The organism is Brevibacillus sp. GCM10020057, from assembly GCF_042683565.1.
Taxonomy (GTDB): Bacteria; Bacillota; Bacilli; order Brevibacillales; family Brevibacillaceae; genus Brevibacillus.
On sequence record NZ_JBHUJW010000023.1, the window covers coordinates 58,796 to 73,639 of the forward strand.

The window sequence follows — 14,844 nt, forward strand, 5'->3', positions numbered from 1 at the left end:
CCGTCACCTCTTCGCCGGCGCATCCGATGCCGGTTTGTCCACTTTTTCCGCCTTCAGGTAGTAGGCCGCAAACACATCTGCCAATGCTTCTGCAGTGTTCAGACACTCCTGCAAGGTGTTTTCCGTGCCGCCTATTTCCATTAACAGGCTTCCCGGCGAAATGGACTGATTATACTCCCCGTGGTCCGTCTTTGCCCCTTTTTCCATGACGCCCCGGGAAAGCTCGGGGTACATTTCTTCCATCAGCTGGTGCAGTTCGGTTGCAAAGGCTTCGTTTTTTTCGTAGTTTTTGTTGCGCTTGCCGATGACGAACATGACGCGCGCGTACGTTTTTCCTTTAATGGTGACGGTCGTCCTGTCCCGCGGAGCCGTATCGCGGTGCAGGTCGAAGAAGTAGCGCAGCTCCCGGTTGTTTTCCACTGCCGCCTTGACCACCTGCAGCGACTGCGCATAGGACAAGGCATAGTCTTTGTTTTGGTTGAGCAGCTCCTGGTAGATGTCGTCCTTGCTCGCTTCGGCGCCGATACCGCGTTCGTTCAACGCTTCGGCAAGGTGCTTGCCCACCAGCGAAATGTTGCGGGTCGGGTGATCGACGGAAGTTCCGACCGGCTTCGTCTCGCTGTACCACGATTCGCGATTGTGCGTGTTGTATACGTACACGATCTTCCTGCCAGCTGTATCGGGCTTTGCGACGGGCTCTGTCTGCTCTTTATCCGGCTTGTCCTGCGCTGCCGGTACTGGTTCGGACGTCAGCGGTACGGCATCGGAAGCGTCTATGACCTGTTTTGGATGCGGGGGGTACTCGATGTAAAAGTCGGCGAGTGTCGCTCCTTTGCCTGCTACCACGAAACGGGCGTCGTCGGCCGTCACCATGCCTGGCAGCTCTCTGCCCAGCAGGCTGCGCAAATCGCCGGGCTGGATACTGGTGGCGAGTTGGAACAAAAAACCGGAAACACTGTTGGTCCGGCGTTCTGGCGAGGCTTGTACGATCTCGCCGAGCGCCGGGATCTCCTGTCCCATCCAGCCGAGAATGGCGAGGCTGGATACGCGGGCAGCGGCTTGCTGGACGGTCGAGGAAGCGATCATAAGCTTGTTGCCCCCGAGTGAGAAGACTCCGGTCATGACAAACAGGAAGGCCGTTATAAACGACAGAATTGCGAATTGGCGCTGGATCAGGGCAGCCATCTGGCTCACACTCCTCATGCTGCAGCATTGTCGCGGGACGTTCCATTTCCCTGCCCGCTCGTCTATGCTTTAGCCTATGAGCCTCATAGAGACGATAGAACCCTTTCCTAGCATTTCTCTCAAATCGCTACGCCCGCTCTTTTTCACCTGCCCTGATGCGCCTAGTGCGTGTACGCCCCGCTGTTGTTTTCATTCACCGCCCTGTGCAAGGCACGGTTCAGCCCTGTCGCGATGACGTTGGCGACTCCTTCGATAAAATCGTCCACTTCCTTTGGCGTCACGACCAGATCCTGTCCCAGCGGGCGGAGCACTTCGTGGATCAGCTGGCGCTTTTCCTCCTCGGGCAGCGAGCCTACCAGCCCCATGAACGTCTTGCGTGATTCCATATCCGGCAGGTCATCCTCGGTGTACGGTTCCTTGCGCTCCGGCAAAGTGCTCATGCTCAGCTTGTTGAATGCCCGCTTGCTCTCCGCCATCGATTGCCCGAAGTGTCCGAGCAGGTATGTGATCGCATCGTTGACGATCGTGGACGCGAAGACAACGGTTGGCACGCCGATCGCAATGACGGGAATGCCCAGCGTGCTTTGATCGATCGCCTTGCGCTTGTTGCCGACACCCGAGCCCGGATGAATACCGGTGTCCGATATTTGGATCGTCGTGTTGACCCGATGCAGTGCCCGGGAGGCGAGCGCGTCGATGGCGATGACGAAGTCCGGCTTGCTTCTTTCCACGACGCCAAACACGATCTCGCTCGTTTCAATCCCCGTAATGCCGAGAACTCCCGGTGACAGGGCGCTCACCTCCCGATAGCCCTCTCCAACCGTTTCCGGGGCGAGCTGGTACAGGTGGCGCGTCACCAGCAAATTTTCCACCACCAACGGGCCAAGGGCGTCAGGGGTCACATTCCAGTTGCCCAGCCCGACGACAAGCGCTTTTTTGTCCTCCGTAATCCCCATCTTTTCGAGGAAAGCGGCAAACTCCCGGGCGAACCGCTTCGTTACCTGTTCTTCGATAGATGTATCGTTGTCGCGCAGCTTGGGCACTTCTATCGTAAGGTAATGTCCCGGCAGCTTGCCGATGGCTTTGCCCGCCTCCTCATTCTGGACGTGCAGCCGGGTGACCTTGATATTGGGCTCCTCGTCGTCGGCCTGCAGCCAGATGCCGGGGATGTTGCTCTCGTTTTGCTGCTGCGCCAGCTCGTGCGCCTCTACTGCGAGATCCGTGCGAATCGAATAGCCAGACAAGTCAATGTTATGTTCCATAGTTCGTTGGCTCCCTTCTCCAATTTGTTCCTGCTACTATGTTGCTTGAATCCGCTATTTTTATTCCGAATCCTTTCTTGCAAATGGATTCCGCCCATGCTAGAATTACTTTGTTGTATGACTGTATGTCTATGGTCGTCTAAGGAGGTGACACACATGCCAAACATTAAATCCGCGATTAAGCGCACCAAAACCATTGAAAAGCGCCGCGCACACCGTGCTTCTCAAAAGTCTGATCTGCGCACTTCCCTGAAAAACTTTGAGAAAGCTGTCGCCGCTTCCGATGTAGCATTGGCGAAATCCACTCTTCTGGTGGCTGTGAAAAAGCTGGACAAGGCCGCTTCGAAAGGTCTCATTCATAAAAACGCAGCAAATCGTCAAAAATCTCGTTTGATGAAAAAGTTCAACGTGCTGACCGCTCCTGTAGCGTAAGAGACCAAAGTTGCAAAAAAACCCCGCGAACCTGGTGTTCACGGGGTTTTTTCCTTGTTTGTCCACGTAGAAAGCTCCGCAGAAATAGCTCATCCGCTCATCCGCTTCCGCTCCTCGTGGGCGCGGGCAATAAACAGCTCCAGTGCCAAACGCTTGTCCACCTGTCCGGACTTCATGCGGAAATCGTCCTCGGCAAGCATCAGCAGCAGCCTTTTCAAGGACTCCTCTGAAAAGTAGCGGGCCTGCTCCATCGCTTTTTTCACGGCGTACGGATGCATCTTGATCATGCCGGCGATCTGCTGCTGCGAATAGCCCCGCGGGGCGAGCTGCCTCACCTGCAGGAGCATGCGAAATTGCCTCGCCAAAAGCGCCAGCAGCTTGATCGGCTCCTCGCCTGTTTTCATGCTGTCGTAGAGCATGCGCAATGCCCGATCCAGCCGGCCAGTGGCCACCTGTTCAATGAGGGCGAATACGTCCTGCTCCAGCGTGCGTGCGCCGAGCTGTTCGATGACCTCGTCCGTAATCACGCCGCCGTCTCCCACGAACAGCGCCAGCTTCTCCAGTTCCTTGTCCAACAGCCGCAGCTCGCTGCCTGCCCTCTCCACCAGCTTCATCGCCTGCTCTCGCCGGATCGTCGCCTTGTACTTCCCGGCCTGGCGCTCGACCCAGCCGTACAGCTCCGCATCCTTCAGCTGCATAAACGGGATGACTTTGGCTCTTTGCTGCAGCGTCTTGACCAGCTTTTTGCGCTCGTCCAGCTTTTCCGCCTGGGTGTGCAGGATGAGCGTGGTGTAGTCCGGAGGGTTTTGCATGTAGTCGAGCAGCGCGTCCGGATTGCTTTCCACCTTGGTCTGCGGTTTGCTGCCCGTCAAAAAATACGCCTGTCTGGCGATGACAAGCCGGTGCTCGCCCATAAACGGCAAGGTCTCTGCATCTTGCAAGATGTCACCAAGACTGGTCTCCGTACAATCGTAAACGCTCACGTTGAGATCGCTGAAGTCGGGATCAATCATTTCCCGCTTTGCCAGCGTCAGAAATTCTTCTGCGAGAAAGGATTCCGGACCGTATAAGACGTAGACGGGGGCGTACTGCTTTTGCCGTATTTCCCGTACAGCCGACACCAATGGCATGGTTTTCCCTTCCTTTCTTTGCCCTGTCGTGCGTTATTATAGCACAAAACGGCTATGACGGTTTCGCTGACCGCAAGCGGCAAAGTTCCCTTCCCCGAAAAATCGCAAGGCGCTCTGTTTCCGGAAAAAAACCCGCCTCCTTGAAAAGCGGGAAGCGGGTTTCCTTATTCTGGCACCTCTATGTAAACGTTTGGGGAAAAGCCCCGGGATTCCTCCTCCCCAAACGGTAAGCAGGGGGTGCTTGATACTGTACTATACGCAACGCTCCCCTGTTCGGTGCCGGTCCTTATGTGAAATCCATGTTTGCCAAGCGTAACTTTCACTTCAATCTTCTTTGTCTTTGTTTTTCTCTTTGCTTTTCTTTTCTTTTCCTTTTTCACTGCTGCTTTCCTTTGCGTTTTCCTTGCTCTTGTCCTTGTTCGAGTCACTCTCTCTGCCGCGATCGTTGTCCTTGTCCGATTTCTCTTCCAAGCCGTAAGGAAATGCTGGCGGCTTTTCCTCTCTGAAGACAGGTTTTGGCTTGGCGGTCGGTTGGTGAGCAGCCGGTTTCACAACTGCCGGTTTCACGGGCTGTTTCGGCTGTCCGGACGAGGAGACCTTCTTCCCGCTCTGCTTTTTCGCAGGGGGAGTCGTTTTCGTCTCTTTCTTTTTCTCCTCCTCCTGGGTATTGGATGAAGGGAGATTAGTGCTGGGAGGAGGTACGGGCGGACCCACGAGCGGGGCATTGTCCGTTGTCGGCGTTTCCGTTCCTTGCTGGAGCAGGTCAGGTTCTACCTTTTTGCCGTCGCTGCCCGTAAACATCATGCCGATCAACAGACAGGCTGCGACCGCAGTGCTTCCAACAGTAGCAAGCCACACTTTCATCCGCTTCCACTTTCTCGATTCCGACGGCGAGGACGAGTTGCGTTTCACTTCCAAAACAGGAAGAGGTGCTTCATTCAAAGCTGCAGGCTGCGCCGGAACGGCTGCTGCTGATTCCAGTCTGGGCAGGATGGAATCCACGATGCTGAATGAAGGTACGACAGGGGGCAGCTTTTCCAACTGCTCGGAAACAGTTTTCAGACGGTTGAATTTCAATTGCAGATCAGAATCTTTGCGAATGAGGCTGTAGAGCGCCTCCTGTTCTACCGGGGAGAGGTCCCCGTCCAGATCCCGCTGCATCCATTCCCAAATTTCTTCGTTGGTCATCAACCGATCCCCCCTTTCTGGTAGTCGTACAAAAGTTCCTGCAACTGTTGTCTGGCCCGGAACAAATACGACTTTACCGTGTTAAGCGGCAAATCCAATGCTTCTGCGATCTCTTGGTAGGACAAATCCTCCAGGTAGCGCAGCACTACGACCATCCGGTACTGCCTTGGCAGCTTGGCGATGGCTTCCTGGATGTCATTCGACAGTCCAGTGAGAAGAATTTCATCTTCCACGTTGTTACGATCAGGGATGATCAGCTCATGCTCGTCTATTGAGACCGTTTCCTTCTTCGCTCGAAATTTATCCATACAAACGTTGCTTACGATTCGTTGCACCCATGTGGAAAATTTCGCCTTTTCCTGATAGGTGTCCAGTTTCCGATAAATGCGAATAAGCACTTCCTGGGCTGCGTCGAGAGCGTCCTGCTCGTTCCCAAGAATATAGTAAGCGCTGCGGTAAACGGAGGTCTCAATGGATCGAAGCAGATCGACAAGCGCTTCATGATCCCCGGACTGCGCTTTCCTGATCAACTCTGCTTCCTGCATATTCTCCTCTCCCCCCTACAGACGGTTCGCAAAAAGAAAAGGTTGCAAACAGATTATGTATTCGATCTTTGGACTTCCCAGGCCATCCCCTCTGGCGAAATAATCAGCGTGATAGCGCCTTGCCGGTCGGTTCTGTACACCTTGGAGCCTATTTCATTCAGTCTTTGCAAAACTTCCGCAGCCGGATGCCCGTAGCGGTTGTGCGCACCGACGGAGATGACGGCAGCCTTTGGGCGCAGTGCCCGAAGCAATTCCTCTGTGCTGGAAGTACGGCTGCCGTGATGGGCGACTTTCAATACATCCACCTCGCGTACGCCTTGCCGCACGACATTCGCTTCCCCGCCGCGCTCGATGTCGCCTGTGAACAACACCGATCGGCCGAATGCCGTCAGTTGGAGCACAACAGAGGCATCGTTGCCGGAAGCATCTGACGATTGGTCCGGCTGTATCCACTTCCACTCTACCCCCGGAGCGTCTGACCAAGTCTGCCCGGGGCTGCCCGTCAAGATCGGGACTCCCTTTTGTTGAAATTGCCGGAGGATTTCTCTCTCTGTTCCTTCCGGTGTGACGCCGCTCACAAGCACTGCCCCGAAGGAAAAGCGGGACACGAGCGCAGCCATACCTCCGATGTGATCCAGATCGCCGTGCGTCATGACGACACGGTCAATTTTTTCGATCCCGCGCGCCCGCAAAAAGGGGAGGACGACTTCTTTTCCCACCTCGTACGGATCGCGTTTTTCCCTCCACGGTTCACGTGCAGGAAGGCGCATCGTCCCACCTGCATCCATTAAGTATACCTTCTCTTTACCAATTTCGACAACGATGGAATCACCCTGGCCTACATCCAGGAAAGTGATCCGCACTTCGTCCCTCCCCGAAAAAGGCTGCCTGGCCAAAGCGACCAGAGCGATATAGAGCAACAGGCAGACAATCACATCTCTTTGCCGATGATAACCCATTCGCCACAAAACGGGCAACATCGCTATGAAGCCTCCGTAGAGCAAAAGCCACCACCACGCCGGGTGTGGCCAGTGCGAAAACGGGATGGCCGCGCTTCTCAGGGCGAATAACGGCTCGTGCAGCACTTTTAGGAGACCGGCGGACAACAGCACGGGCCAGGCAGCCAAAAACGGATGTACCAGCCCTGCGAGCAAGGCGATATACCCCAGGGGCAGGACGACCACGGAAAGAATCGGGGTGACAATCAGATTGACCAGCCAGGAGAGCGCAGAAAACTGGTGGAAATGGTAGATGAGAAAAGGAAACGATACGGCTTGGGCGGCGAAGGTGACAGCGATCAGCGTGCGCAGCCACAACGGAATGCGGACCATGACATGCTGGCTGAACGGCACGAAAATAATCAGCCCGAGCGTAACGGCAAAGGACAGCTGAAACCCGATGTGCCACAGCTGGTACGGATCGGCGAGCAGCATGAGCATGAGCGCGCCGGCCCACACATCCTTGCCGTCCACTTTCTTGCCCAGCCCTTGACTGACGACGCCTGCTCCGCCCATAATGCCCGAGCGCACAGCCGAAGCGCTCGCGCCGACCAACAGGACGTATCCGGCAAGCACGCACACGGCAGCTGTCATGGCCCCTTTTCGCGGCACCCCCAGCCGGGTCATGCCCCACATGAACATGCTGCTGACGAGCGAGACATGCAAACCCGATATGGCGAGCACATGACTTAGCCCCAAATCTGCGTACAAATCCGACAGCTCCGTCGATACGTCTTCTCCCGCGCCCAGCAACAGCGATTTCATGTAGCCGGCCATTTCCGGATCGGAGTATAACTGCTCCACCTGCTCTGCCGCTTCATCCTGCCAGCGCTGAAAGGACGACCACAAGCTGCTGCTTTCGCGGACGCTCGCATCTCGATAGGAAGTGTTCGCGATCGCCGCGACCCCTTGCCAGTGCAGGAACCGCTCGTAATCAAACGCGTACGGATTTCGCGCAGACTCCGGGAGCGACAGCGTCACATAGGCCGCGATCTCGCTTCCCCGCTTCCACGTGTCTGCCTGCAGAGCCTGTTCCTCCGTTTGCAGACTGACACGCACCGCCAGCCGTTCGGAGCGCTCCATGTCCGTCCACTTTTCCCCGTCGTGCGACCATTTGACTGTCTCCATGAAAAACCGCGCGACATCGCCATCCCTTTTTACAGCAGAATCGATCGTGCCACAAACCCACAAACGCTGTTCCTGTCGTGCGTACGGCGCAAGCGCGGAGGAGTGAAGAATCTCGTACCCGTAAAAATAGAGACCTGCTAAAATAGTAACGAGCGTGCAGAAAAGCCAGGGCTGCCGCAGGCTCTTTCGTCTGCGGAAACTGGCAGCAGCCGTTGCAATGCCCGCTGCGGCAAGGAGCCAGGCCGGATGCAGGCAGGCCGCCAACAGCAATCCGGCCAACATCGAAAGGCTCGCTCTGTACATCGTCACGCACATTCCTCCGTCCCTTTGTCGAACCATTCATTCGCATTCCCGAGTATATCCTTCAGGACGGGGACAAAAATAGGAACAGAAAGACTGCGCAGCTTATGTTCTGCAAGGTTCATAGGCATTCGGAGTGATTGCGCTGACTGTCGATACGTGATAGAGTTAGCAGGAGCAATCCAGTGAGAGGAAGAGTCATTTCATATGTGTGGAATCGTATCACTCTATAACAAGCGGCAAATGCCTGCCCAGCAAGAAACGATCAGCGCGATGACCGGTGTCATCCTGCACCGCGGTCCAGACGACGATGGTTTTCATTTGGAAGACAATGTCGCCCTGGGCTTTCGTCGTTTAAGCATCATCGACGTGGAAGGCGGACATCAACCGCTGTTTAACGAAACACGGGACATCTGGATTATTGGGAACGGGGAAGTTTACAATTACAAGGAACTGCAACAATGGCTGAAAGACCTTGGACATGTTTTTCACACCGATTCTGATATTGAAACGATCCTGCACCTCTACGAGGAAGTCGGGACAGACGCACCGAAGCATTTGCGCGGGATGTTCGGTTTTACGATCTACGACTCTCGCAAAAAGCGGCTGTTCGGTGCGCGCGACCACTTTGGAATCAAGCCGCTCTACTACGTGGAAACGGCTGATTCAATCGCGATTGCCAGCGAAATCAAGAGTCTGCTGGAGCTGCCGAAAGTCGCGCGGGAAGTGAATCACACCGCCTTTTATCATTACCTCACCTTCCAGTACGTGCCGGACCCGGAGACGATGTACCGCGGCATTTACCGCGTGCCGCCTGCGCACTCTTTCATCGTCGAAAACGACCAGATCAAGCTGGAGCGTTACTGGGACGTCGAGTTCAAACCGGACGAAAACAAGCCGTTCTCCTACTACGTGGAAGGTACGCGCAGCGTGCTGCTTGAATCGGTGGATAAGCATCGGATGAGTGAAGTGCCGCGTGGAGCGTTCCTCTCCAGCGGCGTGGACTCCAGCAGCATCGTCGCCATGCTGCGCACGTTCGAGCCTGTGAAGACCTTCTCGGTAGGCTCGGATATTCCGGGCTACAGCGAGCTGGACTTTGCCAGACGGACAGCGCAATATCTGGGCTCCGAGCATCACGAGCTGGTCGTAAATGCCCAGCAGTACATGAACGAGCTGCCAAGGCTGATCTGGCATCAGGATGAACCGGTCGCAGACCCGTCGGCAATCCTGCTCTATTTCGTCGCCCAGCTGGCGAGCGAGCACGTCACTGTCGTCCTGTCCGGCGAAGGGGCGGACGAATTTTTCGGCGGCTACAACATCTACCGCGAGCCGAGCGCCTTGAAAATGTTCTCCGGCATGCCTGGCTGGATGCGTCACTCGATCGGCTACATGGCGGAACGCCTGCCCGATCAGATCAAAGGGAAAAACTTCCTGATCCGCGGCTCCAAAACGGTGGAAGAGCGATTCTTTGGAAACGCCCTGATCTTCAACGAGGAAACGAAAAAACGGGTCGTCATGGAGGACATCTCGCGCTCCAGCTCGTACGTGTCTCCTTTCACCATCACCGAGGAGATCTACAAGCGCGCTGCCCAGTACGACGACGTGACCAAAATGCAGTATTTGGACATTCACACCTGGCTTCGCGGCAACATTCTGATGAAGGCCGACAAAATGACGATGGCCAACTCCCTGGAGCTGCGCGTACCGTTCATCGACCTGAAAGTCTTTGAGTTCGCCGCGACCATCCCGACGAAGTACAAAATCGCAAGCGGCACGACCAAGCACGTCCTGCGCGAAGCGATGAAGGACTTCTTGCCGCCGGAAATCAAGACGAGAAAGAAACTGGGCTTCCCGGTTCCGACCCGCCACTGGCTGAAAAACGAATTCTACAAATGGGCGAAGGAAATTATTTTTGAATCGAAAGTTGACGATCTGATCAACAAAGCGTACGTCCTGTACATGCTGGATGAGCATCGCGAAGGCAACGCCGATTACAGCCGCAAAATCTGGACGATCCTCGTCTTCATGCTGTGGCATCAAATCTTTATCGAGCAAAAATACAACTTCGGTCCGTTCGTCAGCCCGAACGTGGATATTCGCCGCAAAAAAAACTCGCTCCAGCACATCGGCTAGAAACCTGAAAGAAACATTTGCACACCCTCTCTTTCTTTTCGTAGCATCGCAAGTAGAGAGCACTGCCTCTCTACTGTAAGTTTTGCGAAAAGCAAGGGAGGGTTTTTTGTGGTGCTGGAATGGTGGGACAAGTATCGGCGCATTCTTTTGCCTGCTGCCGCCGTGCTGCTGATCGCAAGCAGCATCTGGCTCTATCAGGCGCGTGGTACAGGACGGGAAGGCACGACTGGACAGCTGCCGCTGATCCCGCCCGCTTACGCTTCAGAGGAAGGTGTACTTGCTACCGAAGATGGCCACTTGACGTCGGATAAAACAACGGCTTCTGCAGCGGATGCCGGGAACAGGTCTGCGCGTATTGCAGCGGGAGCATCGCAGCCAACGGCACCCGGTCCTGCATTTGGTGCAGCGGATGCGACAAATGCTGCCCATGCGCCGCAGGCGAAGAATGCTCAACCCGCAGACCCGCCTGCCTCCCCGCTGTACGTGGACGTCAAGGGCAGCGTGAGACAGCCGGGACTGTACCGTCTGGAGGTGGGCATGCGAGTAGCGGACGCGATTGCCAAGGCGGGCGGGGCCAAGCCTGAAGCCGATCTCGATCAGCTGAATCTGGCGGCACCGCTCGTGGACGGCACAGCCATCGTCATCCCTGCCAAAGGTTCTGCTCCCCCGTCTCTCGCTGTTGCCGCTTCGCCCGTCAGCCCCGCTGGCGTCTCCTCCTACGACGTCTCCGCGGCCAGTCTCGGCGGAGCGTCGGCCAGCCAGGCGAGAAGCAGCAGTTCTTTCCCCGAACAGCCTGTCCTGCTCAATACGGCAACCTTGGAGCAGCTGATGACCTTGCCTGGCATCGGCGAAGCACGTGCCCGGGCAATTCTGCAATATCGCGAGGAAAAAGGCGGCTTTCGCTCCCCCGAGGAGCTGCAAAACATCGAGGGCATCGGCGAAAAACTGTACGCGCGAATCAAGGAGCGAATCCGGGTCCGGTAAACAGGATCAATCTTTGGTCATGACGAGCGCGATTTGTACATAAAATTGGGAAAGAATCACGGAGGGAGGTATGGACATGGATACGATCGGGTTCATCGGTACAGGCAGCATGGGCAGCATCCTGATCGAAGCGTTGCTGTCTGCCAAAGCCCTGTCGCCGAGCCAGATCATCATAGCGAACCGCACTCCCGCCAAAGCGGAACGGTTGGCCGAACGTCATCCCGGATTGATTGTCGCGCAGAGCAATGTCGAACTGGCTAAAAAGGCGCAGGCGCTGCTTTTGTGCGTGAAGCCTTTGGAATATAGGGTCTTGCTGGAGCAGATCGCTCCTGCCCTGTCGCCGGAGCATCTGTTGATTACGATCACCAGCCCGATCAAGCTCGCCCAGCTGGAGGAACTGGTGCCTTGCGCCGTCGCCAGAGTCGTCCCGAGTATTACGAATGCTGCCCGCAGCGGAGTCAGCCTTTGCGAGTTTGGCTCTCGCGTCACGGAGAGCCAGCGACAGTTTATTCTCAACCTCTTTTCCCAGATCAGCAACCCGACAGTCATCTCCGAATCATTTTTGCGCATCACCTCTGACCTGACCAGCTGTGGACCTGCTTTCATCAGCTACATCCTCCAGCAGATGATTCAGGACGCTGTGAGCGAAACGGGCATCTCCCAAGAAGCAGCTACCTATTTGACGACACAAATGTTCATCGGCATGGCTGACCTTTTGAAATCGGAAATTTTCACTTTGCCCTCCTTGCAGCAACGGGTATGCGTCCCCGGAGGAATCACAGGCGAAGGATTGATCCCTCTGCAGGAGAGCATTCCGGGCCGGTTTGCAGAAGTTTTCCGCCGCACCCATGCGAAATTCGCAGAAGACCAGGAGCTGGTTGCTGACATGCTGTGCCACCAGCCGCAGGAAGCGGCGGGAGAGGGGCAAAGCTGACAGCGCAAGGGCAAAGCAGCGGGACAACACCTGCAGCACGGAAACTGGCTGCGGCTCCATAAAAAGAGCAAAAAAAGGAGCGGACACCCGTCATTTTCAGGGTCCACTCCTTTTTTACATCAGGGAATTTACTTCATCCCGTACAGGTTGCGGCCAAGGCTGTGATAACCTTGGCACAGCCCGTTCGCCCGGTTCCATTAGCGGACGACGATGTTGACCAGTTTGCCAGGCACGGCGATGACTTTGACAATCGTTTTGCCTGCCGTCAGTTCTTTGATGACGGCGTTGCCCAAGGCCAGTTCTTCCATTTGCTCTTTTGTCGCATCGGCGGCGATGAGCAGCTTCTCCTTGTTTTTGCCGTTCACTTGCAGAACGATCTCCACTTCGTCGTCGATCAGCTTGGATTCATCGTAAGTTGGCCAAGCTTCGTAAGCGATCGTCTCGGTGTGTCCCAGCTTTTCCCACAGTTCTTCGGCGATGTGCGGAGCGATCGGGGACAGCATTTTTACGAAGTCCTCCATATATTTCTTCGGCAGGACATCTGCTTTGTACGCCTCGTTGACGAATACCATCAGTTGAGAAATACCGGTGTTGAAGCGCAGGCCTTCGTAGTCTTCCGTCACTTTCTTCACGGTCTGGTGGTACACGCGCTCCATTGCCCCGACATTCGCCGTATCGACGATCTTCTCGTTCAGCTCGCCGTTGTCGTTTACAAACAGGCGGTAGACGCGGTCCAGGAAGCGGCGGGCGCCGTCCAGCCCTTTGGTCGACCAGGCGATGGACGCCTCCAGAGGTCCCATGAACATCTCGTACAGGCGCAGGGTGTCTGCACCGTGGGTGTTGATGATGTCATCCGGGTTGACGACGTTGCCTTTCGATTTACTCATTTTCTCGTTGTTTTCCCCAAGGATCATTCCTTGGTTAAACAGCTTCTGGAACGGCTCCTTGGTAGGCACGACACCGATGTCGTACAGGAATTTGTGCCAGAAGCGTGAGTAGAGCAAATGCAGAACCGCATGCTCGGCGCCGCCGATATAGACGTCGACCGGCAGCCATTCCTTCAACTTGTCCGGGTCTGCCAGCGCATTGTCATTGTGCGGATCGATAAAGCGCAGGAAGTACCAGCAGCTTCCAGCCCACTGCGGCATGGTGTTGGTCTCGCGGCGAGCTTTCAGGCCGGTCTCCGGATCGACAGTGTTGATCCAGTCGGTGATGTTTGCCAGCGGTGATTCGCCTGTGCCGGACGGTTTGATTTCTTTCGTCTTCGGCAGCATGATCGGCAGTTGGTCTTCCGGAACGACTTTCATGGTGCCGTCTTCCAGATGGAGGATCGGAATCGGCTCACCCCAGTAGCGTTGACGGCTGAACAGCCAGTCGCGAAGGCGGTAGGTCACTTTGCGGCTTCCTTTGCCGTTTGCCACCAGCCATTCGATCATTTTGTTGATCGCCTGTTCCTTGTTCAGGCCGTCCAGGAAGCCGGAATTGATGTGCTCGCCATCGCCCGCATACGCTTCCTTGGAAATGTCGCCACCAGCGATGACTTGCTTGATCGGCAGGTTGAACGTCTTGGCAAATTCGTAGTCGCGCTCGTCATGCGCCGGCACCGCCATGATGGAGCCAGTACCGTAGCTGATCAGCACGTAATCGGCGATCCAGATCGGCAGACGCTCGCCGTTCACCGGGTTGATCGCATACGCGCCGGTAAACACCCCTGTCTTTTCTTTCGCCAGGTCGGTACGCTCCAGATCGCTTTTCCGCTTCGTCTGCTCCAGATACGCATCCACCGCTGCCCGCTGCTCAGGCGTAGTGATCAGGTCGACCAGCTTGTGCTCAGGTGCGAGTACAGTATAGGTAGCACCGAACAATGTATCCGGACGGGTCGTGAAGACCGTGAATGTCTCGTCATGGCCTTCGATGCCGAACGTCACTTCTGCCCCTTCGGAACGGCCGATCCAGTTGCGCTGCATTTCCTTGATGCTCTCCGGCCAGTCCAGCTCCTCCAGGTCAGCCAGGAGACGCTCTGCGTATGCCGTAATTTTCAGCACCCATTGCTTCATCGGGCGGCGTTCCACCGGATGGCCGCCGCGCTCGCTCTTGCCGTCGATGACTTCTTCATTCGCGAGGACGGTTCCCAGCGCAGGGCACCAGTTTACAGCCACTTCGTCGATGTACGCCAGGCCGTGTTCATAAAGCTTGGTGAAAATCCATTGGGTCCATTTGTAATATTTCGGGTCTGTCGTGTTGATTTCCCGATCCCAGTCGTAGGAGAAGCCCAGCGCCTTGATCTGGCGGCGGAAATTTTGGATATTTTTCTCCGTAAATTCCGCAGGGTCGTTGCCGGTATCCAGCGCATACTGCTCCGCCGGCAGACCGAATGCATCCCAACCCATCGGGTGCAGCACGTTGTAGCCTTGCATCCGTTTCATACGGGACAGAATATCGGTAGCGGTATACCCTTCCGGATGGCCTACGTGCAGGCCGGCGCCGGAAGGATACGGAAACATGTCCAGCGCGTAAAACTTCTTCTTGCCCGGGTCTTCCGACGTTTTGAACGTCTTGTTTTGCTCCCAGTATTGCTGCCATTTTTTCTCAATGTCGCGATGACTAAAAACCATGGTAAAGCAC

At 55.7% G+C, this 14,844-nt stretch carries 11 protein-coding genes; 4 read left to right on the forward strand and 7 right to left on the reverse strand.

What is annotated here, in order from left to right; genetic code table 11:
* Nucleotides 1-3: 3 nt before the first annotated feature.
* Both spoIIP and gpr read right to left on the reverse strand, forming a co-directional pair.
* A complete protein-coding gene (spoIIP, locus tag ACFSO0_RS07180) occupies nucleotides 4-1,185 on the reverse strand; it encodes a stage II sporulation protein P (protein ID WP_376878404.1) in 1,182 nt (393 codons plus the stop codon).
* Nucleotides 1,186-1,346: 161 nt separating this feature from the next.
* Nucleotides 1,347-2,447, reverse strand: a complete 1,101-nt coding sequence (gene gpr / locus ACFSO0_RS07185) for a GPR endopeptidase (protein ID WP_376878406.1) — start codon at nucleotides 2,445-2,447, stop codon at nucleotides 1,347-1,349.
* A 156-nt stretch (nucleotides 2,448-2,603) separates the two neighbouring features.
* Between gpr and rpsT the strand changes: the two genes are divergently transcribed.
* Nucleotides 2,604-2,879, forward strand: coding sequence for a 30S ribosomal protein S20 (gene rpsT / locus ACFSO0_RS07190; RefSeq protein ID WP_376878408.1), 276 nt, complete (start codon nucleotides 2,604-2,606; stop codon nucleotides 2,877-2,879).
* Nucleotides 2,880-2,968: 89 nt separating this feature from the next.
* Here rpsT and holA read toward each other — a convergent pair whose 3' ends face one another.
* The 4 genes from holA to ACFSO0_RS07210 all read right to left on the reverse strand — a co-directional run bounded on the left by holA (nucleotide 2,969) and on the right by ACFSO0_RS07210 (nucleotide 8,183).
* Complete coding sequence (gene holA / locus ACFSO0_RS07195) at nucleotides 2,969-4,009, reverse strand: DNA polymerase III subunit delta (RefSeq protein ID WP_376878410.1); 1,041 nt, start codon at nucleotides 4,007-4,009, stop codon at nucleotides 2,969-2,971.
* 324 nt (nucleotides 4,010-4,333) lie between these two features.
* Complete coding sequence (locus tag ACFSO0_RS07200) at nucleotides 4,334-5,197, reverse strand: hypothetical protein (protein WP_376878412.1); 864 nt, start codon at nucleotides 5,195-5,197, stop codon at nucleotides 4,334-4,336.
* Nucleotides 5,197-5,742: an RNA polymerase sigma factor gene (locus ACFSO0_RS07205; RefSeq protein ID WP_376878414.1), complete on the reverse strand. Its 546-nt coding sequence runs from the start codon at nucleotides 5,740-5,742 to the stop codon at nucleotides 5,197-5,199. Before ACFSO0_RS07205 ends, ACFSO0_RS07200 begins: the two co-directional genes overlap by 1 nt.
* A 53-nt stretch (nucleotides 5,743-5,795) precedes the next feature.
* Nucleotides 5,796-8,183: a DNA internalization-related competence protein ComEC/Rec2 gene (locus ACFSO0_RS07210; RefSeq protein ID WP_376878891.1), complete on the reverse strand. Its 2,388-nt coding sequence runs from the start codon at nucleotides 8,181-8,183 to the stop codon at nucleotides 5,796-5,798.
* A gap of 192 nt (nucleotides 8,184-8,375) precedes the next feature.
* Between ACFSO0_RS07210 and asnB the strand changes: the two genes are divergently transcribed.
* From asnB to comER, 3 genes are all read left to right on the forward strand, one after another.
* Nucleotides 8,376-10,301, forward strand: coding sequence for an asparagine synthase (glutamine-hydrolyzing) (gene asnB, locus ACFSO0_RS07215; protein ID WP_376878416.1), 1,926 nt, complete (start codon nucleotides 8,376-8,378; stop codon nucleotides 10,299-10,301).
* A gap of 108 nt (nucleotides 10,302-10,409) precedes the next feature.
* Nucleotides 10,410-11,285 carry a helix-hairpin-helix domain-containing protein gene (locus ACFSO0_RS07220; protein ID WP_376878418.1) on the forward strand — a complete coding sequence of 292 codons (876 nt, stop codon included), beginning with the start codon at nucleotides 10,410-10,412 and terminating at the stop codon, nucleotides 11,283-11,285.
* A gap of 76 nt (nucleotides 11,286-11,361) precedes the next feature.
* Complete coding sequence (gene comER, locus ACFSO0_RS07225; protein ID WP_376878420.1) at nucleotides 11,362-12,219, forward strand: late competence protein ComER; 858 nt, start codon at nucleotides 11,362-11,364, stop codon at nucleotides 12,217-12,219.
* Between the two features lie 197 nt (nucleotides 12,220-12,416).
* Here comER and leuS read toward each other — a convergent pair whose 3' ends face one another.
* The gene (gene leuS / locus ACFSO0_RS07230; RefSeq protein ID WP_376878422.1) at nucleotides 12,417-14,834 is read right to left on the reverse strand and encodes a leucine--tRNA ligase; all 2,418 of its coding nucleotides are present in this window, start codon (nucleotides 14,832-14,834) and stop codon (nucleotides 12,417-12,419) included.
* Between the last annotated feature and the right edge of the window lie 10 nt (nucleotides 14,835-14,844).